The organism is Microbacterium sp. K24, assembly GCF_004794465.1.
GTDB lineage: Bacteria > Actinomycetota > Actinomycetes > Actinomycetales > Microbacteriaceae > Microbacterium.
In genome coordinates, this window is sequence record NZ_SSDJ01000107.1 from 56,326 (window position 1) to 83,261 (window position 26,936).

Below are 26,936 nucleotides of genomic sequence, written 5' to 3' on the forward strand. Positions count from 1 at the left end.
CGCTCACGCCAGGACCTCCTTCACCCGCCGAGGCGGGAAACGCACGGTGACGGCCGTGCCCACACCGATACTGCTCTCGACGCGGATGCTTCCCTCGTGCGCTTCGACGATGGCTCGCGCGATCCCCATGCCGAGCCCGGTCCCGGCGACTCCGGCGAGCACCGCGCGATCCGTGCGGAAATACGGCTCGAACACGCGGGACAGCTCATCCGCGGCGATCCCTGTCCCGGTGTCGGTGACGACGAGCTCCGCCTGCCTGTCTCCGGTCCAGCCGAGACGCACCGCGATGCGTCCGCCGGCGGGCGTGTACTTCACGGCGTTGCTCAGGAGGTTGTCCACCACCTGGCGCAGCCGGAAGGCGTCGCCGTAGATCACGAGACGCTCGGCCCCTCTGATGTCCAGCTCCTGCCTGCTGCCGGAGATGAGCGGTGCGTAGGACGCCGCAGAGGCCTCGACGACCTCGCGCAGGTCGACGGGTTCGAAGGGCTCCTCCGGGGCCTTCCTCGTGGTCTCGAGCGAGCTCGCCACGAGATTCTCCATCCGCTCTCCCGCGTTGGCGATGACCTCGAGCTGCGTCGTGACCTGCGGGGGAAGGTCCTCCCGCTCGAGCAGCAGATCGACATGCCCGATGATGGCGGTCAGCGGATTGCGCAGCTCGTGCGACACGACCGCTCCGAGGGCCCGCCGCTCCTCCGCCGCCTCCAGCAGCTCGGTCACGTCATCGATCACGACCAGCGCGATGTGCTGTCCTTCCTTCGCGCTCGCGATCGTCCGCGTGCTCACATGCAGTGCATGCCAGTTCCCCGCGCCGTCGAACAGCCAGACACGTTCGTCCTGCAGCTGCTCGCCGCCGGTGGCGCGCGCGAGGATCGTGCGGGATGGCGGCACCGCTGCGCCGCGTCGTCGGTCGTACTCGACCGCCGTCGACGGCAGCGCCTCTCCGTAGCGGTCTCGGCCGTACAGGGCGCGATACGCGTCGTTCATCTGCAGGATGCGTCCGTCGCCGTCGACGACGATCAGGGCGACACCGAGGGCGTCGATCACCTGGGTCACGCGGCGCTGGTTGGTCTCCGCACGCTCGGCCGCCCGGTTCACCTGCTCCGACCGCCGCTCGAGCAGTCGGCGTGCGGCTCGAGAGCGCTGCGCGCCGATCCGCACGGTCACTCCGAGGAAGCTCAGAGTGATGACGACGGTCAACACGCGCAGCAGCACGTCGGCGGGCTCCCCGTCCTGCGCGGCGAAGACCACCAGGCATGCGGCGCTGAAGGCGACGCCGCCCAGCACCCATGGCATCGTGAAATAGGTCGCCAGCCAGGTGACGGGGAAGACCCACAGGAGCCCGAGTCGGATGTCGGGCGCGTTCGTGGTGAGGCCGACGGCGAGCACGTCGAGCAGCGGCAGCACCACGACGGCGCGCCGCGGCAGGCGGTGCCAGGGGACGGCGAAGGTCACCAGCGTCGTGATCACGACGAGAGCGAGGCCGGCGATGACGAGGGGCAGTCCCAGCGTCGTCGGCTTGAACGCCGTGATCATCACGGCGATCGCGACGATGCTGCCTGTGAACACTAGCTGCCATCGCCAGATCGACACGGTGCGGATCATCATCGCCCGCCCTCCGGTCGATCCTCAGCTTTGACGCAAGATTACTCAAAGATCGGGTCTTTGCGCTCTTCAGGCGACCCCCGGGCCCTAACATCCTGAGTGGGGGCTGACTCTGCGACTGGGGATTCGCAGGCGCTGGGCCACGCGAGTGGGGATTCGCAGGCACGGAGGCCGCGGCTGGGGAGCCGCGGCCTCACCAGCACTCCCTATCCGGCCGCGCCGTCCGCGGGGGTCAGGCGGTAGCCGACGCCACGCACCGTCTCGATGTAGCGCGGTTTCGCCGAACTGTCGCCGAGCTTGCGCCGCAGATTCGCGATGTGGGTCTCGATGGCACGTTTGTCGGGCTCGCTGACATGCCCGGCGCTGCCAGGAGGAACGCCGCGGAGCCCGAGCGCGAGCTCGGACTTGCTGCAGACTCTCCGCTGTGACGCGAGGAGCGTCGCCAGGAGCTCGAACTCCGTCGGCGTGAGATCGACGCGCTGCTGCCCGACGAGGACCACCCGGGTGTCGAGGTCGAGACTGAGGTCGAGGTGCACGCGACCGCGCCAGGTCGCCACCGTCGTATCAGCGCTTGCTCCCGGCGGCGCGTCGAGAACGACCCGTGGTGCCGCCGCGGCCCGCGGATCCTCGGTGCGCGGACGGCGGAGGAGCGCCTCGATCCTGGCGCGGAGCTCCCGCGGCCGGAACGGCTTGACGAGATACTCGTCCGCTCCGGAGGTGAGCCCGAGCACGACATCCGACTCGTCTGCGAGGGCCGACAGCATGATGATGAAGGTCGAGCTGACCCGGCGGATGCGACGGGCGACCTCGAAGCCGTCGATCCCCGGGAGGTTGATGTCGAGCGTCGTGATGACCGGGCCATGCTCCTCGATCGCGGCGAGGCCGTCGAGACCGGATCCGGCGAGAACGGTCCGGAAGCCGGCAGCACGGAATACCTCGTCGAGGAGCGACCGCACATCGGCGTCGTCCTCGATGATCACGGCCACGAGCGCGCCGGCGGTTCTCTCGCTCACGATGCGCTCTCCCGCCTGATGGTCACGATGCGCGGGGCATCGGCATCCAACTCCGACGGATCGACGTCACCGGCGCCGACGGGGCGTTCCAGCTCGATGTCCCACCACGCGTCGGCGAGCTCCTCGGCCATGCCGCGTCCCCATTCGATGACGACCACCGAACGGGAGAGGTCGAGGTCGAGATCGTCGAGCTCGACGGCCGAGCCGAGCCGGTAGGCGTCGACGTGCACGAGCGGAGCGCGCCCGACCAGCGACGGATGCGTGCGGGCGATGACGAAGGTCGGACTCTGGACCGGTCCCCGGACGCCGAGGCCCTCGGCGAGCCCGCGCGTGAACGTGGTCTTCCCCGCGCCGAGCGGACCCGTGAGGATGAGCAGGTCGCCCGCGTCCAGCTGCTCGCCGATGCGCAGGCCGAGATCCTCCATCGCCTCCGCCGTCGCGATCTCATGCCTTCCGGTGAAGGCGGGATCGACGCTCACGATGTCCGCCGGGGAACGCGAGGGCCGATGCGCGTGACGATCTCGTAGTCGATCGTGCCCGCGGCATCCGCCCACTCTGCTGCCGACGGCACGCCCAGCGTCGGGTCGCCGAACAGCACGACCTCATCGCCGATCGAGACCGGGGTGTCGCGCACGTCGACCACGAACTGGTCCATCGCGACGCGCCCGACGTTCAGGAAGCGCCGGCCGGCGATCGAGACGGGGAGCTTCCCGGAGCCGCTGCGCGGCACGCCGTCGGCGTAGCCGAGCGGCACGAGCACGAGAGTGGTGTCGCGGTCCGTGCGGTGGTCGTAGCCGTACGAGACGCCGGTGCCGGCGCTCACGCGGCGCACGGCGGCGATCGAGCCGCGCAGGGTCATCGCCGGACGCAGCCCGAGCTCGGCGGAGCTGCGGTCGTCGAACGGCGACAGCCCGTAGATGCCGATGCCGACGCGCACCGCGTCGAGCCGCATCTCGGGCAGGTCGATCGCCGCAGCGGTCGCGGCGATATGACGGATCTCCGGCCGGATGCCGAAGGATGCCGCGGCCGCGACACCCTCCTCGAAACGCGCGAGCGCCGCCCTGTCGTCTTCCGGGGAGGTGTTCGAGAGGTGGCTGAACAGTCCGACGATGCGGAGGCGTCCGATCCGTTCCAGCCGCGCGGCCTCGGCGAGCACCCGCGCCCAGTCTGCGGGAGCGATGCCGTTGCGCGAGAGACCGGTCTCGAACTTGAGGTGCACGGCCACCGGGCGATCGACAGAGGCGGCGGCCCCTGCCGCCTCGAGCTGGTCGAAGGACGAGATGCCGACCTCGATGTTCTCGGCGGCGGCCTGCGTGAACCGCTCCCCCGGCGCGTGCAGCCACGCCATGATCGGCGCGTGCACGCCCTGCCGGCGCAGTTCCAGAGCCTCGGGGATCTCGGCGACACCGATCCTGGTGGCGCCGGCGGACAGCGCGGCGACGGCTGACGCGGCCGCCCCGTGCCCGTAGGCGTTCGCCTTGACGACGGCGATGACCTCGACGCCCGTGAGACGGCGGAAGTGCCGCACATTGTCGGCGATCGCGTCGAGATCGATGGTCGCTTCACGGAACGGGACGGTCACAGCGGCGCTCCTTCGGCGACGACGAACGCGGCGGCGAGGCCGGCGTCGTGGGTGAGTGTCAGGTGAAGCGTGAGGATGCCGCGCTCCTCGACGACGGCGGCCGTCGAACCGGAGAGGACGAAGTGCGGTTTGCCCGAGGCCTCCGAGGCGATCTCGATCTCGGTCCAGTGCACGCCGTCCGAGCCGCCGAGCGCCTTGATCAGCGCCTCCTTGGCGGCGAATCTCGCAGCCAGCGACGGGAGGCGGAGCGTGCGTTCCGAAGCGGCGAAGAGTCGCTCCCGCAGACGTGGTGTCCGCTCCATGGTCCGCTCGAACCGCGGGATGTCCACGAGGTCGATGCCGGTCCCGATGATCACCCGTTCAGCCTAGCGAGCATGCTCGTGCGTTGAGCTGTTCGCGTGCGCTGAAAGAGCTCTTCGACCTGCGGGTGTGGCGGTCGGTCGGTTAAGATCACGCCTGCAGGCTGGATCGGCCGTATCCGACCTGCAGATGTGATCTCGACCGGCAAACTGTCGGCGACCGTTTCTGCACAGCCCGCAGTTTGACGACATCCATCCACAACGGGCCGTCGGCGAGATCGGAGCGCGTCCGATTGTCGGATGCTCGGGAAATGATGGATGCTGCCTATCTCCTCGTCCGGCTCGGGGGCATCGCCCGCGGAAGCACCCTCCAGCAGTACGGATGCTCGCGGACGCACCTCGCCGCCGCGACCGCCGCCGGCAAGATCCGACGCCTGCGACAGGGCGTGTTCGCCCTGCCGACCCTGGATGCCGACATCGTGACAGCTGCGGAACACGGCGGCGCCCTCACCTGCGCGGCCGCCTTGCGTGCGCACGGCGTCTGGGTCCTCCCAGACCCGGATGGCCGGATCCACGTCTGGATGGGGCGGAGCGGCCGCCATCACCCGCACGACGGATGCTCGTGCAGCATCCACTACTCGCCCGGATCCGCCGGGCTCGGGCTCGCCCCCGTCGTCGCCTGCCTGATCCACGCGTACCGCTGCCTCGACGAAGAGGCCTTCTTCGCCGCGTACGAGTCCGCCTGGAACATGCGGCTCCTCGGAGCCCACGATCGGGCCAGGATCCGCCGGGAGCTGCCATCCGCGGCTGCATGGCTGCTCGACCTCGCGCAGCCGGATGCGCAGAGTGGGCTCGAGTCTCTACTCAGACTGCGGCTGCACGTCCTCGGCATCCGACTCGACTGCCAGGTGCCCCTTCCCGGCGTCGGCAGAGTCGACTTCGTCGTCGGCGGGAGGGTCATCCTCGAGGCCGACGGCAAGGACAACCACAGTCACGCCAAGCGGCATGCCGACCTGCGACGGGATGCCGCGGCATCTGCTCTCGGGTATGAGACTCTGCGCTTCGACTACGCAATGATCGTGCACGACTGGCCCGCGGTCCTTGCGGCGATCCTGCCCGCCCTCGGCCGCGCCCGCTCATGACGGAGCGCAGATTGCAGGTTCAGATCACGGATGCAGGTCGAAACCGGCATCTCCGACCTGCAGATGTGATCTCGACCTGCAAACTGAGACAGCAGACCGGCAAACGATGACCGGCAACGGCTGACGGCCGAACGTCTACTCGACCGTGACGGACTTCGCGAGGTTGCGCGGCTGGTCGACGTCGAGACCCTTCGCCGTGGCGAGCGCCATGGCGAAGATCTGCAGCGGCACGACCGCGAGCAGCGGCTCGAACATCGCACCCGCGAGCGGGATGTGGATGACCTCGTCGGCGAACGGCAGCACGGCCGCGTCGCCCTCTTCGGCGATCACGATCACCCGGGCGCCGCGAGCGCGGATCTCCTGGATGTTCGAGACGACCTTCGAGTGCACGAGGGCCGAATGCCGCGGCGACGGCACCAGCACGAACACGGGCTGGCCGGGCTCGATGAGCGCGATCGGACCGTGCTTGAGCTCACCGGCGGCGAAGCCCTCGGCGTGGATGTAGGAGATCTCCTTGAGCTTGAGCGCGCCCTCGAGCGCGATCGGGTAGCCCACGTGGCGACCGAGGAACAGCACCGAGCGGGTGTCGGCCATCCAGCCGGCGAGCTGGGTGACGTGCTCCTGCTCGCTCGCGAGCACCTTCGCGATCTTCTCGGGCAGCGCGGCGAGCTCCTCGACGTCGGTCGTGGCGTCGGCGATCGCCCCTCGCACGCGCCCCATGTGCAGGCCGAGCAGCAGGAGCGCGGTGATCTGGGCGGAGAACGCCTTGGTCGAGGCCACGGCGACCTCGGGTCCGGCGTGGGTGTAGACGACGGCATCCGACTCGCGCGGGATCGTCGCGCCCTGCGTGTTGCAGACGGACAGGGTGCGTGCGCCGCGCTCGCGGGCGTACTTCACGGCCATGAGCGTGTCCATGGTCTCGCCCGACTGGCTGATCGACACGACGAGCGTGTCGGCGCCGATCACCGGGTCGCGGTAGCGGAACTCGTGCGCGAGCTCGACGTCGACCGCGACGCGGGCCCACTGCTCGATCGCGTACTTGCCGACGAGGGCGGCATAGGATGCCGTGCCGCAGGCCGTGATGATGACGCGGTTGATGCCGATGAAGAGCTCATCGAGTCCATCGAGCTCGGGGATGACGACCTGGCCGTCCTGGATGCGCCCGCGGATCGTGTTCGCGACGGCCTCGGGCTGCTCCGCGACCTCCTTGGCCATGAAGCTCGACCAGCCGCCCTTCTCAGCGGCGGCGGCATCCCACGACACGTCGAACGGCTCGGCCTGCACGGGTGCGCCGAAGAAGTCGGTGACGGTGACGGCATCCGGGGTGATCGAGACGATCTGATCCTGCCCGATGGCGAGCGCCTTGCGGGTGTGCTCGATGAACGCGGCGACGTCGGAGCCGAGGAAGTTCTCTCCCTCGCCCAGGCCGATCACCAGCGGAGAGTTGCGGCGAGCGCCGACGACGAGGCCCGGGTGGTCCTGGTGCATGGCGAGGAGGGTGAACGCGCCCTCGAGGCGGTTGACCACGCTGCGGAACGCGAGCTGGAGGTCGCCGCCGTTGCCGGCGTATTCGCGGCCCAGGAGAGCGGCCGCCACCTCGGTGTCGGTCTCGCTGCGGAACACGACGCCGTCGGCCAGCAGTTCCCCGCGCAGCGCGGAGAAGTTCTCGATGATGCCGTTGTGGATGACGGCGAGCTTGTCGTCGTCGGCGAGGTGCGGGTGCGCGTTGACGTCGGTCGGTCCGCCGTGGGTCGCCCAGCGGGTGTGACCGATGCCGGTCGAGCCGTCGGCGAGCGGTGCGTCCTTGAGCGAATCGCGCAGCATGGCGAGCTTGCCCGCCTTCTTGCGCATGCCGAGCGCACCGTCGCCATCGATCACGGCGACGCCTGCCGAGTCATAACCGCGGTACTCGAGGCGGGCGAGGCCGGCGAGAAGGATGTCCTGGCTGGGGCGCGGGCCCACGTATCCGACGATTCCACACATGGTTCAAAGATAAGCGCGAACTTTTGCAAGTCGTCCGAACAATCGCGTGGCGGTGCCCGCGGGACAGCGCAGGAGTCAGAGCTTGCGGAGCAGGACGCTCTCGACGGTGTGGTCGGCGCCCTTGTTCAGCACCAGGCGCGCGCGGTGCTTGGTGGGCATCACGTTCTCGACGAGGTTCGGCATGTTGATCTCGTTCCAGTAGCCGAGCGCCGTCGTGATCGCCTCCTCGTCGGTGAGGTGCGCGAACACGTTGAAGTACGACGACGGGTTGCTGAAGGCGCCCTGACGCAGAGCGAGGAACCGGTCGACGTACCACTTCTCGATGTGCGAGGTGTCGGCGTCGACGAAGATCGAGAAGTCGAACAGGTCGCTGACCGCGACGTCGTTCGGCGCGGGCGGCGGCTGCAGCACGTTCAGTCCCTCGACGATCACGACGTCGGGACGACGCACCACGACATGCGCGTCCGGCACGATGTCGTACCGCATGTGCGAGTAGAAGGGAGCCCGCACCTCGGGGGCGCCGCTCTTCACCTCGGTGAGGAACTCGAGGAGCGCGCGACGGTCGTACGACTCCGGGAACCCCTTGCGCTCCATCAGGCCGCGCCGCTCGAGCTCGGCGTTCGGGTAGAGGAAGCCGTCGGTGGTGACGAGCTCGACACGGGGAGTTCCCGGCCAGCGGCTCATCAGCTCGCGCAGCAGTCGGGCGATCGTCGACTTGCCCACGGCGACGGACCCCGCGACGCCGACGACGAACGGCGTCGTGGTGTCGTCCTCCTGCAGGAACGACGAGGTGGCGGCGCCGAGGCGCTTGGTGGAGGTGGCGTAGAGGCTGAGCAGCCGGCTCAACGGCAGGTAGACCTCGCGCACCTCGGTCATGCTCATCCGGTCGCCGATGCCGCGGACCTCGACGACCTCGGTCTCGCTCAGGGGCTGATCGAGGTCGGCCGCCAGCCGTGCCCATTCCGCGCGACCGATCTCACGGTACGGAGAAAGCGGCTGCGCGGAGTCGACGGTGGTCACCCTTCCATCGTATCGGGGCACGAGTAGTCTCTTCCCGTGCGCCTGGGAGTCCTCGACATCGGTTCCAACACCGTCCACATGCTCGCCGCCGACGTCCGCCCCGGCGGTCGCCCGCTGGCGAAGACGAGCGACCGGACGGTGCTGCGCCTCATGCGCTATCTCACATCGGACGGCGCGATCTCGGAGGAGGGCGTGGTCGCGCTCGAGGCCGCGGTCGCCCAGGCCCGTCGCGTCGCGGAGACCGAGAAGGTCGACGAGCTGCTGGCGACGGCGACGAGCGCGGTACGTGACGCGCGCAACGGCGTCGAGGTCATCGCCCGCATCGAGGCCGCGCTGGGCCAGCCCCTGCAGGTGCTCGACGGCGAGACCGAGGCCGAGCTGACCTTCCTCGCGGTGCGCCGGTGGTTCGGCTGGTCGGCCGGGCAGCTGCTGCTCCTCGACATCGGAGGCGGCTCGCTGGAGATCGCGGCGGGTGCGGAGGAGATGCCGGATGCCGCGGCATCCGTCCCCCTGGGCGCGGGGCGCATGACCGTGCAGTTCCTGCCGAACGATCCGCCGGGCGAAGACGACGTCGAACGGCTGCGAGCCCATGCGAAGAAGACGCTCGCGGCCGTGCTGCCGCAGTTCATCGCCCTGCCGCGACCGGATCACGTCGTCGGGTCGTCGAAGGCGATCCGCTCACTCGCCCGCCTCGTCGGATACCCGGCGCCCGGCTGGTCCGGCAGCGACCGGATGCTTCTTCCCCGGGACTCGCTCGGGTCGTGGATCCCGCGCCTCGCACGGCTCCCGGCATCCGCTCGTCAGGAGCTGCCCGGCATCACGCCGGACAGAACGTTCCAGATCGTGGCGGCCGCAGTGTCGCTGCACGCGGCGATGACGGTGCTCGACCTCGAGGAGCTCGAGGTGTCGCCGTGGGCGCTGCGCGAAGGAGTGCTGCTGCGGTACATCGAGCAGCTGAACTGGAGCGGCACCCGAAACTGAGAGCCGCGGTCGGGTGCGCTGGCTACCATTGCGGCATGTCCGCTCCCCCGATCACCCGCGCACGCACCGGCGCCGTGGTGGCGCGGGTGATGCTGGTCGGCTACCTGCTCTTCGTGGGTTTCACGGTGTGGCTGCCGGCGGCCGTCTCGGCGAAGGTCACCGGCCTCGTCGGCATCATCGCCCGCTGGGTCGCGGATGCGGGCATCGCGTCGTACGCACGGAGCGCCTTCGTGTTGGAGATCCTCGCGAACGTGGCGCTCTTCGTGCCCATCGGCCTTCTCCTGGTTCTGGCGTGGCCACGTCTGCGGGTGTGGCAGGCCGTGCTGATCGGCGCATTGATGAGCGTCCTCATCGAGACGGTGCAAGGGGTGATGCCCTCGCGGTTCCCGACGCTCTCGGATGTGATCGCGAACACGACCGGCACTCTCATCGGCGCGCTGATCGTGGCGATCATCCTCTCTCTCGCCGGAGTCGGCCGGCCGGCGACGACGCGTAGGCTGGCGGCGTGAACGCGCACCATCAGGACGGACCACCCTCCGGCATGAGCCGCAGAGAGTGGCGTGAGCAGCAGGACGCGGCACCGGAAGAACCCGCGGCGCTGCCCGATTTCCTCGGGGGGCCCGTCACCGCGGAGCAACCGCGATCGGCTCTGACGATCCTCACTGTGTGCACGGGCAACATCTGCCGTTCGCCGCTCGCCGAGGTGCTGCTGCGCACACGACTGGAGCCGCTCGGCGTGCGCGTGCACAGCGCGGGCACCCACGCCCTGGTCGGTCACGGCATGCCCGAGCCGGCGCTCGAGCTCGCCGTTCAGGCCGGAGCCGATCCTGAGGCCGCCGCCGCGCATCACGCCCGCTACCTGGTCGAGCCGCTCCTGGCCGATGCCGACCTCATCCTCACGATGGCGCGCGAGCACCGGTCGCACGTGGTGAAGATGATGCCGAATCGTCTGCGCCGCACGTTCACGATCCGCGAGTTCGCCCGGCTCGCCTCGACGCTCACCACGGAAGACGCACGCGCCGCTGCGGATGCCGCCGGGGGCTCGCCGCACGAGAGGCTGGCCGCCGTGCTGCGGGGCGTCGTCGACCAGCGCGGCCTGACGGCGTCGACGGCGGACGACGACGATGTGATCGACCCCTATCGCCGTTCTCGCGAGACCTACGAGCGCTCCGCCTCGCAGCTCGTGCCCCCGCTCGACGAGGTCGAGCGGATCGTGCGCGTCGCGATCGGCTGAGCCGAGCCTGCCCACGGCTGGCGGGCGTTCACCGTATGCTCATTGTCGTGTCTGCATCCCGAGTTCCCCACGGGATGCATGAGGGGATGAAGAGTTGGAACTGAGAGACTACGTGCGCATTCTGCGTGCGCACTGGATCGTGATCATCGTCGCCACGATCGTCGGAGCCGGAGCCGCCTTCGGCTGGAGCGCCCTGCAGCCCCGGGTGTACTCCGCCGACACCACCGGCATCGTCACCGCGGTGGGCGGCGACGGCACGAGCGGCAGCGCGCTGGTCGGCAACCAGCTCGCGCAGAGCCGCGTGAAGTCGTATCTCAATCTCGGCTCCTGGCGCGCGGTCGCCGAGCACGCGATCGACGAGCTCGACCTCGACACCTCCCCGGATGTGCTCGTCAACCACGTCACGGTCACGAACCCGGTCGACACCACCGCGCTGAAGGTCACCGCGACGGGCTCGACGCCCGAGTCGGCGCAGGACCTCGCGCAGGCGTGGCTCGACGGCATGGCGATCGAGATCGAGAAGCTCGAGGGGGGAACGTCGACGACGCCGGCGGCGATCTCGCTCATGGTGGGAGACTCGGCGCGACTGCCCACCGATCCGTCCTCGCCGAACACGCGGCTCAACATCATCATCGGCGCCCTCGTCGGTCTCGCGCTGGGTCTCGTCTACGCCTTCGTCCGTCACACCGTCGACCGCCGCGTGCGCCACCCGCGCGACATCGAGCGCGAGACCGGTGTCTCGGTGATCGGCACGCTCCCCCTCGAGAAGTCGATGGCCGACGAGCGTCAGGTGATCGACTTCTCGCTCGAGTCGCAGCACGGCGTCTCTCACCACACGATCGAGGCGATGCGCGAGCTGCGCACGAACCTCCAGTTCATCGACGTGGACAACCCGCCTCGCGTCATCGTCGTGACGAGCTCTGTGCCCGGCGACGGCAAGTCCACCGTGTCGGTCAACCTGGCGTCCAGCCTCGCGGCGGCCGGACAGTGGGCCATCCTCATCGACTGCGACCTCCGGCGTCCGGTCATCGCCGACATCTTCGGCATGTCGCATGATGTCGGCCTCACCGACGTGCTCGCCGGACGTGCCGATCTGCAGGATGTGGCGCACCGGCCGTCGCGCGACGTTCCCCTGGCCGTCGTCGGCGCGGGTCGCATCCCGCCGAACCCGAGCGAGCTGCTGGGCTCGCACCGCATGCGCGACTTCCTGGCCGAGATCAGCAAGTCCGCCATCGTGATCCTCGACTCGCCTCCCGTGCTGCCGGTGACGGATGCCGCGGTGCTGGCAGCCGGCGCCGACGGGGTGCTGATCGTCGTCTCGTCCGGCAAGACGACCTTCGACATGCTGCAGCGCGCGATCGACAACATCACCCGCACCACCGGGCGCGTGCTCGGCGTCGTGCTCAACCGCGTGCCCCGCAAGGGAGCGGAGTCGGCGTACTACGGCCGCGAGTACTACGGCGCCTACGAGCGGTACGCGCAGAACAAGGACGAGTCCGACGCGCAGGATGAGGCCCCGGGCGTACGCCGCCGGGGCGCCGCTCAGGTCTGAGCAGGGCTCTCCTGCAGGAGCCCGTCGTCGACGAGCTCCTGCAGGGCAGCGCGCACGATCTCGCGAGCGTCTCCGGTTCCGGGTTCGCCGTGCTCCGCGATGACGGCGGCGACGATCTCCTCCAGCGTGTGGGCGTGCGCGGCCTCCCAGAGGGTGGGACCGATGCCGTCGAGCACGTGCACCTGCCCACCCGTCGGCATCCGCCGCAGCACGGCCGTGCGGGTGCCGAGAGCCAGCTCCTCCACGATCTCGGAGCGCTGGTAGGCGCCGGGGCGCGATGACGCAGCCACCGGTGCGGGCGAACGCGGCCGGATGGCGGGCACCGGGCGGATCTCCGTGCGCATCAGGCCGTCGATGATCGCGTCGATGCCGGCGACCTCGCGGTAGCGCAGTCTCACCGCTCCGCCCGTCGCCCTGAGGAGGGCATCGATGCGCTGCAGCGGAGCGACGCCGTCGCACAGGTAGCTGGTCTGGGGCCCGAGCAGCTGGAGGGCTTCCGCGACATCGAGGTCCTCGAGCAGCGGCTGCTCGGGGGCGTCGGGTGAGCGATCGAGCACGACGATCTTCACCGCGCGCAGGGAGGCGGGGAGCGAGCGTCCTCCGTCGATGCTCGAGAGCGCCAGCTGCGCCTTGTGCTCGGATCCCGGCTCGATGATCGACAGGGGCTTGCGGTAGGGGTCCACAGCGCCGTCCGCGCCGATCGCGATGGTCTCGTCGCTGACGTAGGCGTATCGCTGCGACAGGTGCCGGGCGGCCGTGGTCTTGCCCGTCCCGGAGGGGGCGCTGAGGACGACCACGCGACCCTCCTCGTCGGCGATGCCTGCGGCGTGCAGCATCCAGACCGGATCCCCTCGGCGGTGGGCGAGGGCGGTCGTGGTCACGTCGGTCGAGAGCATCGACAGCGCGGCCGCGTCGTCGAGATGAGCACGAGCCGCCGTCACGGCATCGGCCGCCCGATCCCCGTGATACCGCGCGTCTGCCCAGGCGTCGTCGGCGCGGGCCCGGAACGCCGGATCCCGGTCTGAGACATCCACTTCGATGACGGCACCGACCGCGCTGACGAGAAAGCGATCAGGCATGGGATCAGCCTATCGATCGGACCGGGCGACCCGCCGAATCGATGCGAAAGCACAATGCGCGCACGTTTGGCGCAAAATGCGCGCAGTTCGTCATTTCGATGTTCGAACTCTCCGGATCGCCCTAGCGTGACGATATTCGGCGTCAGGGAATTGCTCGCGAGGGAAATCCTCTGACTCCAGAAGAAATGCTGGTTCACGGTCCCCGCGACGGTCTTCGAGACGGTAGCGTATCGACCACGCGAAGCCAGCAGTGCAGGTCGATCTGAGGGGGTCGACGAGCTCGAGCCGCTCTGGCGCGCGCTCATTCGGCGGCACGGAAGGGTGGTTCGTGGATCTCGGCATCGTGAGGGAGATCGGTCCGCAGGAGCTGATCAGTCACGGCATCCGCCCCGTCGGAGACCGGGTCTCGCTGCGCGCTCGCGAGCGGACTCCGGGTTCGATCACGCTGCTGACCCTCCGCGGTGCGTCGAGCGAGGTCGCGATCGACACGATGAGGGCCCATCCGGAGCACGCCGTCTTCGCGTTCATCGAGGCGGAGGCGCTCTGGTCGCGAGCTCCGGACGAGCCCTGGCTGCAGATCGAAGCCGGATTGGTGATCGCGGCACCCGGAATCGCCCGCGGCCTGCGGTGCCAAGGGCGCTGGAGCGCCACGCTGGCGCTCGTGCCGCGTGCGGCGATGGCGTCATTCGTCTCCGCCCTCCCCGAAGACGCACAGCTGTTCACCGAGCGCCGCCTGCTCGACCGAGCGATGCAGGATTTCGTCGAAGGACTGCTGGATGCCGACGAGCGGGCGACCGCGATCGAGCGGTACGCCGTCGAGCAGCTGATCGTGGAGATGGGCGGCGCCATCCTCCTCGACCGCGTCGGCGCCGTGTCGGGCCACGGCTCTCCGCGAGCCGTGCTGCGCGATCGCGCGATCGCCGTGATCTCCCAGCAGTGCGGCGATCCCGGGCTGACGCCCACCCAGGTCGCCCGCGAGGTGCAGTCGTCGCTGCGCCAGCTGCAGCTCGTCTTCGCCGAGGCCGACAACAGCGTCGCCGGCGAGATCCGCCGCCAGCGTGCGCGGCTCGCCCGATCGCTCCTGGTGGACAGCCGGTATGACGTGCTGAGCATCGAGCAGATCGCGCAGCGCGCCGGCTTCCAGTCGCCGATGAGCCTGCGCCGTGCCCTCGACGAGGCCTACCGGACGACGCCTCGAGTGCTCCGCGCACAGCGTCGCGCATAGCCTCAGAACCCGCGTTTTCGCTCAGATCGCGCAGGTTCAGCGCACAATGCGCTGACTTCATCCATTCGATGTTTTCGCCCTTCATCGCGCCCCTAACTTGATGCCTACGAAGAGGCTCCTGGGGGATGCAGACAACGTGTCGCCTCTTTGCGACACAACGGGGAACCGTATCTGCATCTATGAGGGAGGGCACTCACGTGACCGAAGAAATCCAGAAGAACAGCGGCTTCTCGCGCCGTACCGTCGTCAAGGGCGCCGCATGGTCCGTTCCGGTCATCGCGGCCGCAGTGGCCACGCCGCTCGCAGCGGCATCGACCGTCGACGTGGGCGCGTTCGCACTCAACGGATCCTGTGGCGTGCTCGGCGTCCTCGGCCCCGGCTTCACGATCACCGCGGGCCCGACGGCTCCGCTGCCCGCTGGGACCACCATCACCATCACCGGCAGCGGCGTCGCGAACATCGGCGTCTTCAGCATCTCCGGCGGAACGGCGAACGTCGCGGTCCTGTCGGCGACCAGCCGTCAGATCACGCTCACCGCGGACCTTCCGGCCGGTGCGACCCTCGCGGCTCGCACCACGCTGTCGATCACTGTCGCGTTCACCCTGAACGCCGCGGCGACGCTGCCGGCCGGTTACACCGCGACGGGCGCGAAGTCGGCCGGCTCGGTGACCTCGACGCTCGTCCTCTGCTCGGCCGCCTGATCGGATCGCAGCAGATCTGAGCAGTCAGACATCAGAGCGGCCGGATCCTTCGGGGTCCGGCCGTTCTGCCGATCCAGGAGGATGAGGGCATGAACGCGTTCATCATCCCGCTGACCGTCTTCGTCGCGGTCGTCTTCGCGGTGAGCGCCATCGGGAAGCTCCGCTCCCCCGACCGTGGTCGCGCATCGTTCGACGCCCTGCAGATCCCGGTCCGGCATCCGGATGCCGCGGCGACCGCGCTGATCGTCGCCGAGTCGCTGGTCGCGCTCGGACTCGTCGCGACCTGGGGATGGGTCTTCCTGCTCTTCGCCGCTGCGGCGCTCGTCCTCACCGCCGGTCTGCTGATCGTGGTGGTGCGCGCGCATCGACGCGGCGCGACCGACGACTGCGGATGCTTCGGGGATTGGCTCCCGGCCGCGATCGGTCCGCGGCTGATCACGCGCAATGTGATGCTGACGGTCGCTGCCCTCGGGGTGCTGGTGTCGTCCGCGGGCATCCTGGCTCTCTCCGATGAGCCCTTCGGACTGCCGCTCGCCCTGTCCTCCCCTGCCAGCTCAGCGAGCACCGCCGGCGCTCTGGCGGCGTCCGCGCTCGTCGCCGCCGCCACGTGGGCGATGGTCCGCGCCACGACGCCCGGTGCGGCCGCTCGGTCCCCTGCTGCTCGGGGAGTCGGCGCCGTGCTCCTTCCCGAGACGTCGGAGATCGTCGATCTCCTGGCCCCCGGCGCACGCGCTCGTCTTCTGATCTTCGTGTCTGCGGGATGTCATGCCTGCGACACAGCCCTGGCGCCGCTCAGGACAGCCCAGGACGACCTCGGCGGCCTCGTGGACGTCTACGTCGTCCAGAGAGCCTCCTCCGGCTCCGCAGACGCGCGCTCCGCCCACGAGCTGCCTGTGAACGCGCGCTTCGTCCTCGACGTCGGCGGGTCGCTCGGCGCGAGCCTCGACACCGGCCCCGCGACTCCGGTGGCCGCGCTCATCGGCACGGACGGCGTCCAGGCAGGACCGCTCGCGATCGGCAGCGAGGAGGCGGTGCTGCTCATCGACAGCATCCGCTCTCTCGCCGCGGCTCCGCCGGCCTGAGCAGCCTCAGCGCTGAGCGGCGCGACGCAGGGGCTTCGGGCGGCCGGTGATCCAGCCCATGACCCATTCCACGGGACCTGTGCCGACGAAGCGCCACCACAGCCATCCGACGAGGATCATGCCGGGGACGATGACCAACCAGCCGGGATAGACGTTCGCCTCGGGGCGGCCATAGGCGTTATTCCAGAGCGCGATGAGCCCCACGTGCAGCAGATACAGCGACAGCGCGACCTGGCCGCAGGCCCGCAGGGGAACGAAGATCGCTCCCCAGACGCGCTCGGCGCGTTCGCGGCGGACGGTCGCCGCGAGGACCGCGCAGACATAGACCGCGAACACGAGTCCGAGGTCTTTGAGGGTGTCGAGGTAGTCGCCGGAGAGCACCGTGCCGAGCCTCTGTCCCACTCCCCAGGCCAGGTATGCGAGAGGCGCCGCAGCGGCGAGCACCCAGAGCAGCCGGTCCCGTTTCAGGCCGTGGCGGATGAGGAGCGCTCCGATGAGGAACATCGGCAACAGGTTCACGACGCGGTACTGCGGGCCGAGGAACATCCATGTCATGAGCTCCCGCACCGGCAGCGGCGCGGTGTAGACCCAGACCCAGGTGCGGGCGAGTGCGAGGAGCGGCTGGCTCACGACGAGGATCAGCACGGTCACGGCGATGACCACGGGAGTGCGCGCGAGCAGGATCGGCGCACCGATGATGATGAGCAGGCCGAGGTAGGAGAGCACCACGGCGACCCATGACCCCCAGGACGCCATCCAGACGCCCAGGACGATGAGGAACAGGCCGCGGAGAGTCTGCTGCAGGAGGGTCGTCCCCACGCGTCCACCGCGTCGCCAGACGAGTTCCGCCGACATGCCCATCACCAGCGCGAAGAGCGGTGAGGCGACGTCGCTGAAGTTCGCGGTGAGGAAGTGCACGGCCCAGGGGGCGTTCGGAACGAAGGACGCCGCATGAGCGATGAGCATCGCGATGATCGCGAATCCGCGTAGGACGTCCGGAACCAGAAGGCGGCCGGATGCGGCCCTCTGACGCAGTCGGGCCTCCGGCGCACGCGTCGCCGTGCTCGCAGAATATTGGTCCATTCCCTGACATTATTGGGTGGACCCCCGCGCGCGCGACCTGGAGACGACATGACCACTGCCGACGCTCCCGCTCCGCGGCGTCGTCGGCTCGGCAGCGTGTGGATCAACGTCGCACTCGCCCTCGCACTCACCGCGATCGTCGTCGCGTTCCTCGGTCAGCCGTCGTCCGGATCGATGTCCCCGACGTTGGAACCCGGTGATCGGATCATCGTCAACCGACTCGCATTCGTCGGATCCGACCCCGCTCCCGGGGACATCGTCGTGTTCCGTCCCGATGAGAGCTGGGGTGAGAAGCCCGCGGCCGGCAACTGGTTCACCGGCGTCCTGCAGTGGGCGGGCGAGACCACCGGCATCCGCCCGTATGTCCTGGTGAAGCGAGTGATCGCCGGGGAAGGGCAGACGGTGGAATGCTGCTCCGCCGACGGGCAGGTGCTCGTCGACGGCGAACCCCTGCACGAGCCGTACGTCGTGAAGGACCTCCCCTTCGTCAACGGGGAGCTCGACTGCGACTCCACGCCGATGTCGACACGGTGCTTCCCCGAGGTGACGGTGCCCGAAGACGCGTACATGGTTCTCGGCGACAACCGGGCGAACTCGGCCGATTCCGTCTTCCTCTGCCGCGGCACCGCCGAGCCGGACGACGGATGCTGGCGCTGGATGCAGCGCGACTCCGTGTTCGGTAAGGCCGGACCCATCCTGTGGCCGGTGTCGCGCTGGGGCGGGCCGTAGGCGCGGCGGATCAGCGTCGACGGACGAGGGCGGACGCTGCTTTGACCACGCGACGAACTCGAAAGAGCGAACGGCTCGCCCACGAGGATCCCGGATCCTCGCCCGCCGCGACGAGCACGTCCGCACTCGGCCAGAGCAGTCGGCCGAGCACGGCCGGGCGCTGTCGCAAGGGGACTGTTCCCAGTGCACGGAGATGACGTCGTGGGGCGGATGCCGTGAGCCGCCATGCCCAGTCAGCCGGAGGCCGCGCGTCGGGGTACGTACGCGCAGCAGCCGGGAACGCTCGCTGCAGCGGGATCTGCAGGGCGTACACCGCGTTCAGACGTTCCGCGAGTTCCACCGTCTCGGATCCGGCGGCCCCCAGCGCCTCGGCGGCCTCCTGAATGCCGGATTCCCCCGCCGGAGCGCCCACGAAAGGTCGGACACTGTGGAGTGCCCAGACGATCGCATGGAAGGGCGTGCGGGGCGTCGCACAGGTCACACCGGCGAAGACGCGTGGCTCGGACTCGGCGAGCGCGATCTCGAAGGCCGCGGAGGGATCGATGTCGATCCCGGGGTATCGGGTGTGCACATCGATCGCGCACCCCCACTCGCCTGCTTCGAGCGTGAGTGAATGGGTGACGCCCGTTCCCGTGAACGGCGACAGCAACGGTGTCCAGCCCCACACCCGCATCGCCTCAGCGAGCCTGATGTCGTCACCGGGGCGCACCCAGCAGTCGACGTCACCGGAGTGCTGACGTGCTCTCAGCTGCTGCGCATGGAGGGTCGGCCCCTTGATGAAGACGACCTGGATGCCCTGCGCCGCGCACACATGGGCGATCAGCGCGTAGACCAACTCGTGGAAAGGCGAGACGAGCCACGACGGCGCGAGCTCGGTCAGCCGTGCAGGGTGGTTCGGATCCGTCGACGCGATACCCATGTCCTCGAGCGTGCTCTGGACCCCTTCGGTGTCGTCCTCACCATCGAGGTTCGAGGGGTCGCCGGAGACCATCGCCCTCCACACCTCGGCACCCCGCCCCATGAGGAATGTCGGCACGCCGGGCTCGACCGGGACGACGACGAGCTCGAAGCCCTCGTCCTCGAGATCAGTCCCTCGAAGGTCCAACGCTCCGAATGCGACTGCGGCACGACTCGGCACTATTCGCACCCCGGGGCATCGATCGTCACCGGAGTCGCCCGTACCATGGGTGAGTTGCGCACGCTGACCGGGCCGTAGGCCTCTGCATCCACACCGGGCGCGCCCTTCATGGACACCGCGAGCGTCGAGGTGCTGGAGGGCGGGGTGACGACAGCGATTCGCAGCACGTCCCTACCGAGATGCATCGTATGGGATGTCGCCGCGTACTCGTTCCCGTCCAGCGTCCAGCTCTCGATCGTCGCGCCGACCGGCGCGTAGACGACGAAGTCCGTCGCGATGTCTCCGGGTGTGTAGTACGGCCCCGTGATGTAGAGAGGGAGTTTCTCGGCATTCTCACGCGTTGTGGAGTTCTGAAGCGTCGCGGTCGTCGTCCATGTGGGTTCCGCCGTCGCCGAGCACTGATCTGTGGCGACGGAGACGGCCGCATCGACGTAGTAGTCCATCTTGGAGCCGGTCGTGTCGTTGAAGTACACGCCGACGGTGGTCTCCTCGTCGTTCTCGACCGGCAGTATCCCGGCCGCAGGGGAGGTCCCGAGGAGCGCCTGCGCAGCCGGGTCCGCGGTCCACACCTTGATGCGCCCTTCGTCGGCCGAGCGGGTGATCGCGTTGACGAAGGCGACGGGATCGGCCGCTCCCTGGGTCATTGCGGCGAACACCGACGAGGTCGCGCCGGCGAAGAAGATGTTCGACTCCACACCCGTGGGATAGGCGAAATACGCACCGTTGAGAAGAAGAGAGACGGCGTTCTCACTGCTGAGGGTCTCACCCGTCGGAAGCGGCAGGGGCCCGGTCGCGACTAGGAGGTAGCTCAGGGCGACGGGGTCGACAGAGATCACCCCATCGATCTGATCCCCGAAGCGATCGACCCACCATGCCTTGGCGAGCGCCGCACTCGTCGGGAAATCCGGAGTCGCCGTGAGATTCGCGATCCAGCGTCCGATCGTGTCCGAATACACCGCCGCGGTCTCGGCATCCAGCGGCATGATCGGCTCCGGGAGGGCGATGTCGAACTCTGTCGCCGCCGCCTCCTTGACGATCGTCAGCGCGCCGTCAGCGACCTGGATGAGGATGAACGATCCTGGTCCCCCGCCGCTCGCGCGCGCCTCCGCGTTCCCCTGGAACATCACCAGATAGTTGCGCGGCCCGGCGGCGCCAAGGGCGTTGGGGAGCACCGAGAGGATGCTCTGCGCGGGTTCCAGCACGCTCTGCAACCGCTTGAGCGTCGAATCGACGTCAGCGACGCCTCCGTCGACCTGGTCGATGAGCGCGCCACGATCGATTCCCTCAAGCGATGTCAGAGAAGATCCGATCGACTCTTCCATATCCGTCACGGTCGACGACAGAGTCTGGAGAGCGGCCACATCGACCCGGCCCTGCGCAGGCTTGAGGACATTCAGATCGAGGGCGCTCGCCGGAGAGAGGACGTCTTCCCCTAGAGAAGACGCGATCTGAGTGACGAGTCGGACGGCGCGAAGATTCTCCGTGAGAGGGATCGGAAGCGAGGAGGCGAAGCCCCACAGTCTTCCGCTGGTCGCTGCCTCCGCCTGCGCGGCCTCCGCCATGAATGCCTCCGCCGCCGCGGCGGCGGAAGCACTGTCGGAGGCCAGAAGCGCGGCCTGCATCTCTTCCGCGTGCGGCATCGCCGCAGTGAGATGTGTGCGCGCATCCTGCGCCTGCGCGTAGACGCGCTGACCGGCCCAGATAACTGCGGCGATGAGAAGCAGAAGCACGACCGAGACCGCGGCCCACACCCAGGGCCGGATGCGGCGCCTCCGTGCGGGGACGGGCTCTCGTGCGCCTTCCCGCACTTGCCGGCGAGAAGGGGACGGTGTCTGAGAATCGGGCATCTGGTCCATGATTACACGGGTTCGGTCCCGGAGCCCGCGAGAGCCGCGGGAACGTCAGGACGAGGTCTCGAGGGATTCACGTCGATCTAGCGGCTCATCAGCCGACGTGCTTCGAACGCCAATGCCCCCAAGCGGGAGCTCCTCGAGACGAATGAATACGGTGACTGCGTGGCACCGAACTTGCGGTAGAACTCCTCGATCGGCTCGAGCATGGATCCTTCGAAGTCGAAAGCGTCAGTGAACTCGCCAGCGGCTTGAATCGCCCGCCAGTGCACGAGGTTGCCCGCCCCGTTCTTTCGGAGTTCTGGATCCGCGCCGGTGACGAGCAGGTACGCCTTCGCCTGATCCCCGACGATGTAGGCAGCAGCGTGCGCACGCCCGCCCGCATCGCGCGCGATCAGAGCACGACGATGCGCGTGACGATGCGCGCTCGCATCGATTCTCCGGAGAAGATCCCGCGAGTAGGGAAGAGACTTCCCCTGCCGCGCAAACGTCATCTCAGCGAGATCGAGCACATCTTCGACATCATCGCTCTCGGTGACCTCGAGGATTCGCTCAGCCTGCTTGACTAGGTTCCGGGTGGTCTTGCTGAAACCGGCCAACAACTGCGCCTGGTCCTGAATCCCGTCGAGCACGTAGCTGTATCGCGTTGTCTGCGAGAAACCGCTCCAATAGAACGGCAACCAGTTGGTCACCTCGGAATGGAAGTTCTGGCGGAAGACATCGTGCGTGGGCAGGCCGGCGATCAGCCGCGAATACAAATCCTTCTCCCGAGCCAGGCGTTTCGAAGACGACTCCGGGATCCGCTCGATCCACGGGCCGAGCGCCTGCGTCAGCGACGGTTGACTCAGGACACGAAGTCCCAGCTTCTTCGTCGCGACGAACGGAAGCCGGGCGACGACACGACCGCCCTCTTCGATCTCGACAGCGTCCCATCGGCCCGGCGCCGTCGCGTCGAGCCACCATGGCTGCTGGAAGATGGAGTAGTGGCCCACGCCGGCGGCGAGATCGCGATCAGTCTCCTGCACCTTCTCCGTCTTCCTGTTCCGCGTCTCCGCACTCGCTCCGCCGGTCGTGATCCGGGCGGGTGGCTGATTCCGCATCACCGGCAGCCCCACTGCCTCGAACGAGGCCATCATCGCGCCGTCGACGTCTTCCGCGACTCGGTCGAGCCCGAATGAGGCGCAGTACCCGCCCGCTTCGTACCCACCCTCGTCGAGGACGTCCTTTGTCGGGAGGTATCCGATCACCTGGTCTGCGCAGCCGACGCACATCACGTGACGAGACGTGTCTCGGTCACGCAGCCGCTGAGCGTAGGCGACGACGACCTCGCCACTCACGGTGTACAGGACAAGCGAATCGCCGATGGCCAGACGACCGAAGCTCACGTCAGCCGCTCCCGGGCCCACGACGAATCGATCCGCTTCCACTGTCACGCGCGATCCATGGACCTCGATCGGACGGATCGGTACCGCCGACCCCACCGCCTTGACAACAAGACTCGCGAGGCTGCCACACCAGGCCTCATACGTCGGCCAGGTCATGTCCTCGAAGAGCCTGCCTGTTGCGAGTTGGCGGAGTCGTCTGCGAGTACTGTGCACCTTCGCGCTCGCGTTCGGACGAACGTCACCGGAGAAGCCCTGCAAAAAGAGGATCGGCATCGCATCGTCGGCGAGCGCCGCGCGCAGCTCCCGACGCACGTAGCCGGGGAAGTGACTGTCGACCCCATTGCGGACCGGCCCGCCGACCGGGTGACACGCGTAATTCCAGAGGATCGCCAGCGGGCGGTCGGAAGAGTCTTTCACCACGACGGCCGTCAACTGCTCGTCTGTCTGCCCCTCCGGATTCGGAGCGTTGACCACGTCATTGATCCGTGGGCGTCGGGCCACGACCAGCTTCTTGCGAAGCCGCCGGTTGATGCTGTGCTCGGCGATCGTCTCCCCCACGGCCAGCGTGACCGGCTGTGGGACGGCGCTCAGGGCCTGCTCGACACCCAGGCGGACCTCGTCGGCAACCCAGCTCATGTAGGCGGGATCGGGCCGACCGAGAACAGGTTTGCTGGCGTCGGTCATGGGTGCGCGATGAGTGTGGCTCGCCGCTACCACGATCCGGTCGGCCGGCAGGGGCGCCGCCGCCGCTTCGACGGCTTCCCGCACCTTTGAGCCGGGGTAGAGCAGGTCGAGAGTCACGATGAGCATCGCCGGCTCATCCGATTCCATCCACAGCGCGAGGACGTTCACTTCAAGATCCGAGACGATCCCCTGCCATGGAAGGGAGCCGGAGTCGGAAGCCCCCAGCGGCACCTGATCGCCCGGCGAGATGCGCCGCGAGACGGCGGCCGCCCGCACCGTTCCAGCAGGGAGAGTTGACATCGTCACGATCCTATCGTCGCGATGGTCTCTCGCCTTATCGTGCTGTGGGCCAGAATGAGATCATGCAATTCAGGCGACTTCGGTTGGGTTCGGCGTCGCGTGGAGTTCTGGCGATCACGTCGGGAACGCTTGTTGGCCAGATCATCGTGGCCGTCGCCACCCCGTTCCTTTCTCGGATTTATCCGCCGGAGGCCTTCGGCGCCTTCTCGACCGCGCTCGCCATCGCCAGCGCTGTAGGCCCGGCGACAGCCCTGAAGTTCGACTCCGCGATCCTGCTGCCCCCGAAGGATGCGGATGCGCGGAATCTGCTCATCCTCGCCATCCTCTCGACCACGGTCGTCGCCGTTCTCTCGGGCGTCGTCGTCGCCCTTGTCGGGCCGCTGGCGCTCCCCTCGATGATGGATGCCATCCCTTTCGCCGCCCTCTGGATCGCGGCGCTCATCCTGACCACGGGGTTGTTCACGAGTCTTGTTCAAGCCGCGCTGCGGTCGAAGAGCTACGGCCTGGTCGGCTGGCGCTCGGCGATCCAATCGATAGGCACTACAGCCGCACAACTGGCGTTCGGACTCCTCAGCCCCTCTCCGACCGGGTTGCTGGGCGGTGCGCTCCTCGGACGCCTGCTCGGTTTCGGAGCTCTGACGCGATCCTTGAAACCCCTGCGAGCGGCACGGGGCGGTGCCTCCATGCGTGATCTCGCTCGCACCTACTGGCGCAGCCCGGCGATCCTGGCGCCTTCGTCTCTGCTCAACTCCCTCGGGAGTCAGTTGCCGCTCATCTTGCTCTCCGCCTGGTTCGGTTCCGGCGCAGCGGGCCAGCTGGGGATGGCGCAGCGCTTGGTCTTCCTCCCCGCCGCGCTCATCGGCGCAGCTCTCGCGCAGGTCTTCGGTGCGGAGATCGCCCAACGGCTCAGGGACGGTGCCGGCTCCTCGCGGGCGCTGTACCTCCGGGCGACGTGGCGCATCACGGCGATCGCCGCTCCGATGTGCATCATCATTCTGGCCGTCGCCCCCTGGGCGCTGCCGTGGATTCTGGGCAGCGATTGGGAGGCGAGCGGATACCTCGCCCAAGGGATGGCGATCTCGGCGAGTGTGAGCCTCGTCGTCTCACCGTTGAGCCAGGTGTACACCGTTCACCAGTCCGTCGCGTCCCTCGCCATCGATGCCTCGCGGGTGGCTTTGATCCTCGCCGCAGGCGCCATCGCGCTGGCTCTGGGGCTCGATGTCATTGACATGGTCTGGATGATGTACGGCGCTCAGGTCCTGAACTACATCGCCACCTGGCTGTACGGCCTACGAATTGTCTCGAGGAAGGTATCGCATGCGGCGCCCGATCAAGATCTACCGCAATCTGAGCTATGAGTGGCCCGACGATGAAGCTGTCCCCGCCCGTTCGCTGGCGATGAAAGACATCGACGCGGAGAACGCGCACCTCGTGAGGGCGATCCGCGAGGATTCGCTTGCCCGCGTATTCGTGCGCTTCTCCGACGAAGGTCGGCATGGCGTCTTCGCCCTGGTCGATGGAGTCCCCGCCGGACACGCGTGGATCACAGCTCCCATCGACCGAGCTGCCGTGGTGAACTCCTACGCACGGTTGGAGGCAGGAGAATGCCTCATCCATTACTGCTTCGTCGATCCGCGACACCGCGGGCGCGGCATCTATCGAGAAATGCTGCACGAGCTGACGGCATGGGCTCTCGACTCGGGAGCCGGCCGCGTGCTCGTCGATACCGGTAGAGACAACATCTCGTCGCAGCGAGGCATCGTGCGCGCCGGTTTCGCCGCACGCCAGGAGACCACCGATATCGTCGTCGCCCGACGACTGGTGTGGAGCCGCCGCCGTCCGTTCAGACGACTCTGAGCGCGTCGCCCGGCAGTCGTCACTGCTCAACGTCTCTGCGAAGCGAAAGAGCGTTCAGGGATCAAACCGGGCAGAACACCGCGCCCCGCGTCACGGATGTCGTAGTCGCGAGGCATGATGGCCAGCAGTACCAGCGCGGCCACCAGGCCATGCGACAGCATCGCGGTGAGTACCGACGTATTCGAGAGCGCGACGGTGGGCATCGTCATGATCACCCCGACCACGCCCACAGGAATTCCCGCGGAAACCCGGTCCAACACCTTGAGGTACAACAAGAGCACGACACCGGCACCGACCAAACCCGCCCAGCCGAAGTTGGCGAAACCATCGGCGAACATGTTCGCGTTTGCTGCCATGGTGGGCAGCCCCGCCATCCACTCTCCGATCACGTAGGGGGGCGTGCGATTGTAGGGATATTCGACGAACCCTCTGAGAATCGAATGGCCCAAGTGAACCTGAGGGTTCTCGGAGAAGAACTCGGCGTACACCGAGGTGAAGACGCCGGGTGTGACGAGGAAGCGGCGCGAGAGCAGGGAGGTGAGAAGAATCGAGTTCGTCAGGTGGTCGACGATCGCCGACAACAGGATCATCCCGGAGGCGCCCCAGATGAGGGCAAGCCCGTCAGCGGTGCGCCGACGTCGACGCAGGAAGAAAGCGATGATCAGCCACGCAGGGATCGCGAACAGCATGCTCTTGAAACCTGTCGTGGAATAGAGGATCAGTTGCCCGATGATCCCCCATGCGGTCCAGAGCTGGCGACGCAGGAACAGACCTCGAGCGACCATCATCGGATTTACTACGTTCGCCTGGATGAAGACCAGATAACTGAGGATGCCGATGCCCTCGAGGTTGTTCGCATACTCCTCGCGCACGTCGTAGACGTCGAGTAGGTCGAGGAATCTGAGGCTGATCCCCTGTGTGAACGCGAGCAGCGCGTACGTCACGACGGAGATGATGATGAGGGCGAGCCAGATCGATGTCGGCGATACTGCGAAGTTCAGAGGCCGGACGGTTCCGCGTACGCCGAGGCAGATGCCGACGAAGACCGCTGAGACGACGACGCCCAGGAGGATGGCCTCGTTGTCCTCACGATACGGCGTGTACGAGGCCATCAGGATCGTCGGAGCGACGGTCACGACGTAGAGCACCCAGAGCACAACGCTCGACGCCCGCTCGATACGACGAGGGAGCGCAAGCGCCGCGACGATCGCAGTGATCAGGGAGATGATGACGGCTTCAGTATGCGGCTCGCGATATCGGTATCCGAGGTAGCCGAAAGGCGGCGCGATGAGGTCGGCGTATACCCAGTGCAACAGGAAGGCGAAAACGATGACGCCCAGCGGGACAAGCACGAACTCACGGCCGGGGAATTTGACAGCACTGCGCAACGAACTCTCCGATGAGGTCATGCTGTC

General features: G+C 68.1%; 24 protein-coding genes. 11 read left to right on the forward strand and 13 right to left on the reverse strand.

Annotated elements, in window-relative coordinates; genetic code table 11:
- Nucleotides 1-3: 3 nt before the first annotated feature.
- From DW306_RS10160 to DW306_RS10180, 5 genes are all read right to left on the reverse strand, one after another.
- Nucleotides 4-1,605, reverse strand: a complete 1,602-nt coding sequence (locus DW306_RS10160; protein WP_240747147.1) for a PAS domain-containing sensor histidine kinase — start codon at nucleotides 1,603-1,605, stop codon at nucleotides 4-6.
- Nucleotides 1,606-1,808: 203 nt separating this feature from the next.
- Entirely contained in the window at nucleotides 1,809-2,615 is an 807-nt protein-coding gene (locus DW306_RS10165; protein ID WP_136055480.1) for a response regulator transcription factor, read from the reverse strand.
- Nucleotides 2,612-3,094, reverse strand: a complete 483-nt coding sequence (tsaE, locus tag DW306_RS10170) for a tRNA (adenosine(37)-N6)-threonylcarbamoyltransferase complex ATPase subunit type 1 TsaE (protein WP_240747148.1) — start codon at nucleotides 3,092-3,094, stop codon at nucleotides 2,612-2,614. The genes DW306_RS10165 and tsaE overlap by 4 nt, the downstream gene beginning before the upstream one ends.
- Nucleotides 3,091-4,197, reverse strand: a complete 1,107-nt coding sequence (gene alr, locus DW306_RS10175; RefSeq protein WP_136055481.1) for an alanine racemase — start codon at nucleotides 4,195-4,197, stop codon at nucleotides 3,091-3,093. Before alr ends, tsaE begins: the two co-directional genes overlap by 4 nt.
- On the reverse strand, nucleotides 4,194-4,553 hold the full coding sequence (locus tag DW306_RS10180; RefSeq protein ID WP_136055482.1) for a holo-ACP synthase: 360 nt from the start codon (nucleotides 4,551-4,553) through the stop codon (nucleotides 4,194-4,196). The genes alr and DW306_RS10180 overlap by 4 nt, the downstream gene beginning before the upstream one ends.
- A 254-nt stretch (nucleotides 4,554-4,807) precedes the next feature.
- Between DW306_RS10180 and DW306_RS10185 the strand changes: the two genes are divergently transcribed.
- On the forward strand, nucleotides 4,808-5,638 hold the full coding sequence (locus DW306_RS10185; protein ID WP_136055483.1) for a DUF559 domain-containing protein: 831 nt from the start codon (nucleotides 4,808-4,810) through the stop codon (nucleotides 5,636-5,638).
- A 135-nt stretch (nucleotides 5,639-5,773) separates the two neighbouring features.
- Here DW306_RS10185 and glmS read toward each other — a convergent pair whose 3' ends face one another.
- Nucleotides 5,774-7,621, reverse strand: coding sequence for a glutamine--fructose-6-phosphate transaminase (isomerizing) (gene glmS, locus DW306_RS10190; protein WP_136055484.1), 1,848 nt, complete (start codon nucleotides 7,619-7,621; stop codon nucleotides 5,774-5,776).
- Nucleotides 7,622-7,696: 75 nt separating this feature from the next.
- Nucleotides 7,697-8,641: a type I pantothenate kinase gene (coaA, locus tag DW306_RS10195; protein ID WP_136055485.1), complete on the reverse strand. Its 945-nt coding sequence runs from the start codon at nucleotides 8,639-8,641 to the stop codon at nucleotides 7,697-7,699.
- 36 nt (nucleotides 8,642-8,677) lie between these two features.
- Between coaA and DW306_RS10200 the strand changes: the two genes are divergently transcribed.
- From DW306_RS10200 to DW306_RS10215, 4 genes are all read left to right on the forward strand, one after another.
- Entirely contained in the window at nucleotides 8,678-9,622 is a 945-nt protein-coding gene (locus tag DW306_RS10200; RefSeq protein ID WP_136055486.1) for a Ppx/GppA family phosphatase, read from the forward strand.
- A 35-nt stretch (nucleotides 9,623-9,657) separates the two neighbouring features.
- Nucleotides 9,658-10,131 carry a VanZ family protein gene (locus DW306_RS10205; protein WP_136055487.1) on the forward strand — a complete coding sequence of 158 codons (474 nt, stop codon included), beginning with the start codon at nucleotides 9,658-9,660 and terminating at the stop codon, nucleotides 10,129-10,131.
- Nucleotides 10,128-10,856, forward strand: coding sequence for a low molecular weight phosphatase family protein (locus DW306_RS10210; RefSeq protein ID WP_240747149.1), 729 nt, complete (start codon nucleotides 10,128-10,130; stop codon nucleotides 10,854-10,856). Before DW306_RS10205 ends, DW306_RS10210 begins: the two co-directional genes overlap by 4 nt.
- A 94-nt stretch (nucleotides 10,857-10,950) precedes the next feature.
- On the forward strand, nucleotides 10,951-12,408 hold the full coding sequence (locus DW306_RS10215) for a polysaccharide biosynthesis tyrosine autokinase (RefSeq protein ID WP_136055488.1): 1,458 nt from the start codon (nucleotides 10,951-10,953) through the stop codon (nucleotides 12,406-12,408).
- On the opposite strand, the gene DW306_RS10220 is transcribed toward DW306_RS10215, so the two are convergent.
- Complete coding sequence (locus DW306_RS10220; protein WP_136055489.1) at nucleotides 12,399-13,487, reverse strand: PqqD family peptide modification chaperone; 1,089 nt, start codon at nucleotides 13,485-13,487, stop codon at nucleotides 12,399-12,401. The genes DW306_RS10215 and DW306_RS10220 overlap by 10 nt on opposite strands.
- A gap of 328 nt (nucleotides 13,488-13,815) precedes the next feature.
- On the opposite strand from DW306_RS10220, the gene DW306_RS10225 reads away from it, so the two are divergent.
- The 3 genes from DW306_RS10225 to DW306_RS10235 all read left to right on the forward strand — a co-directional run bounded on the left by DW306_RS10225 (nucleotide 13,816) and on the right by DW306_RS10235 (nucleotide 16,495).
- Complete coding sequence (locus DW306_RS10225; protein WP_136055490.1) at nucleotides 13,816-14,712, forward strand: helix-turn-helix domain-containing protein; 897 nt, start codon at nucleotides 13,816-13,818, stop codon at nucleotides 14,710-14,712.
- A gap of 197 nt (nucleotides 14,713-14,909) precedes the next feature.
- Complete coding sequence (locus DW306_RS10230) at nucleotides 14,910-15,413, forward strand: hypothetical protein (RefSeq protein ID WP_168429281.1); 504 nt, start codon at nucleotides 14,910-14,912, stop codon at nucleotides 15,411-15,413.
- An 89-nt stretch (nucleotides 15,414-15,502) separates the two neighbouring features.
- Complete coding sequence (locus tag DW306_RS10235) at nucleotides 15,503-16,495, forward strand: MauE/DoxX family redox-associated membrane protein (protein ID WP_136055491.1); 993 nt, start codon at nucleotides 15,503-15,505, stop codon at nucleotides 16,493-16,495.
- A 6-nt stretch (nucleotides 16,496-16,501) separates the two neighbouring features.
- Here DW306_RS10235 and DW306_RS10240 read toward each other — a convergent pair whose 3' ends face one another.
- Nucleotides 16,502-17,578: an acyltransferase family protein gene (locus tag DW306_RS10240; protein WP_136055492.1), complete on the reverse strand. Its 1,077-nt coding sequence runs from the start codon at nucleotides 17,576-17,578 to the stop codon at nucleotides 16,502-16,504.
- Nucleotides 17,579-17,626: 48 nt separating this feature from the next.
- Between DW306_RS10240 and lepB the strand changes: the two genes are divergently transcribed.
- Entirely contained in the window at nucleotides 17,627-18,307 is a 681-nt protein-coding gene (lepB, locus tag DW306_RS10245; RefSeq protein ID WP_136055493.1) for a signal peptidase I, read from the forward strand.
- A 10-nt stretch (nucleotides 18,308-18,317) separates the two neighbouring features.
- On the opposite strand, the gene DW306_RS10250 is transcribed toward lepB, so the two are convergent.
- The 3 genes from DW306_RS10250 to DW306_RS10260 form a co-directional block, all read right to left on the reverse strand.
- Complete coding sequence (locus tag DW306_RS10250) at nucleotides 18,318-19,412, reverse strand: hypothetical protein (protein ID WP_136055494.1); 1,095 nt, start codon at nucleotides 19,410-19,412, stop codon at nucleotides 18,318-18,320.
- 32 nt (nucleotides 19,413-19,444) lie between these two features.
- Nucleotides 19,445-21,175, reverse strand: coding sequence for a DUF4012 domain-containing protein (locus DW306_RS10255; RefSeq protein ID WP_168429285.1), 1,731 nt, complete (start codon nucleotides 21,173-21,175; stop codon nucleotides 19,445-19,447).
- A 203-nt stretch (nucleotides 21,176-21,378) separates the two neighbouring features.
- Complete coding sequence (locus DW306_RS10260) at nucleotides 21,379-23,664, reverse strand: GNAT family N-acetyltransferase (RefSeq protein WP_136055496.1); 2,286 nt, start codon at nucleotides 23,662-23,664, stop codon at nucleotides 21,379-21,381.
- On the opposite strand from DW306_RS10260, the gene DW306_RS10265 reads away from it, so the two are divergent.
- Nucleotides 23,658-25,022: a lipopolysaccharide biosynthesis protein gene (locus DW306_RS10265; protein WP_168429286.1), complete on the forward strand. Its 1,365-nt coding sequence runs from the start codon at nucleotides 23,658-23,660 to the stop codon at nucleotides 25,020-25,022. The genes DW306_RS10260 and DW306_RS10265 overlap by 7 nt on opposite strands.
- Nucleotides 24,982-25,521, forward strand: coding sequence for a GNAT family N-acetyltransferase (locus tag DW306_RS10270; RefSeq protein ID WP_136055498.1), 540 nt, complete (start codon nucleotides 24,982-24,984; stop codon nucleotides 25,519-25,521). Before DW306_RS10265 ends, DW306_RS10270 begins: the two co-directional genes overlap by 41 nt.
- Nucleotides 25,522-25,547: 26 nt before the next feature.
- Here DW306_RS10270 and DW306_RS10275 read toward each other — a convergent pair whose 3' ends face one another.
- Nucleotides 25,548-26,930, reverse strand: coding sequence for a hypothetical protein (locus DW306_RS10275; protein WP_136055499.1), 1,383 nt, complete (start codon nucleotides 26,928-26,930; stop codon nucleotides 25,548-25,550).
- Nucleotides 26,931-26,936: the final 6 nt, after the last annotated feature.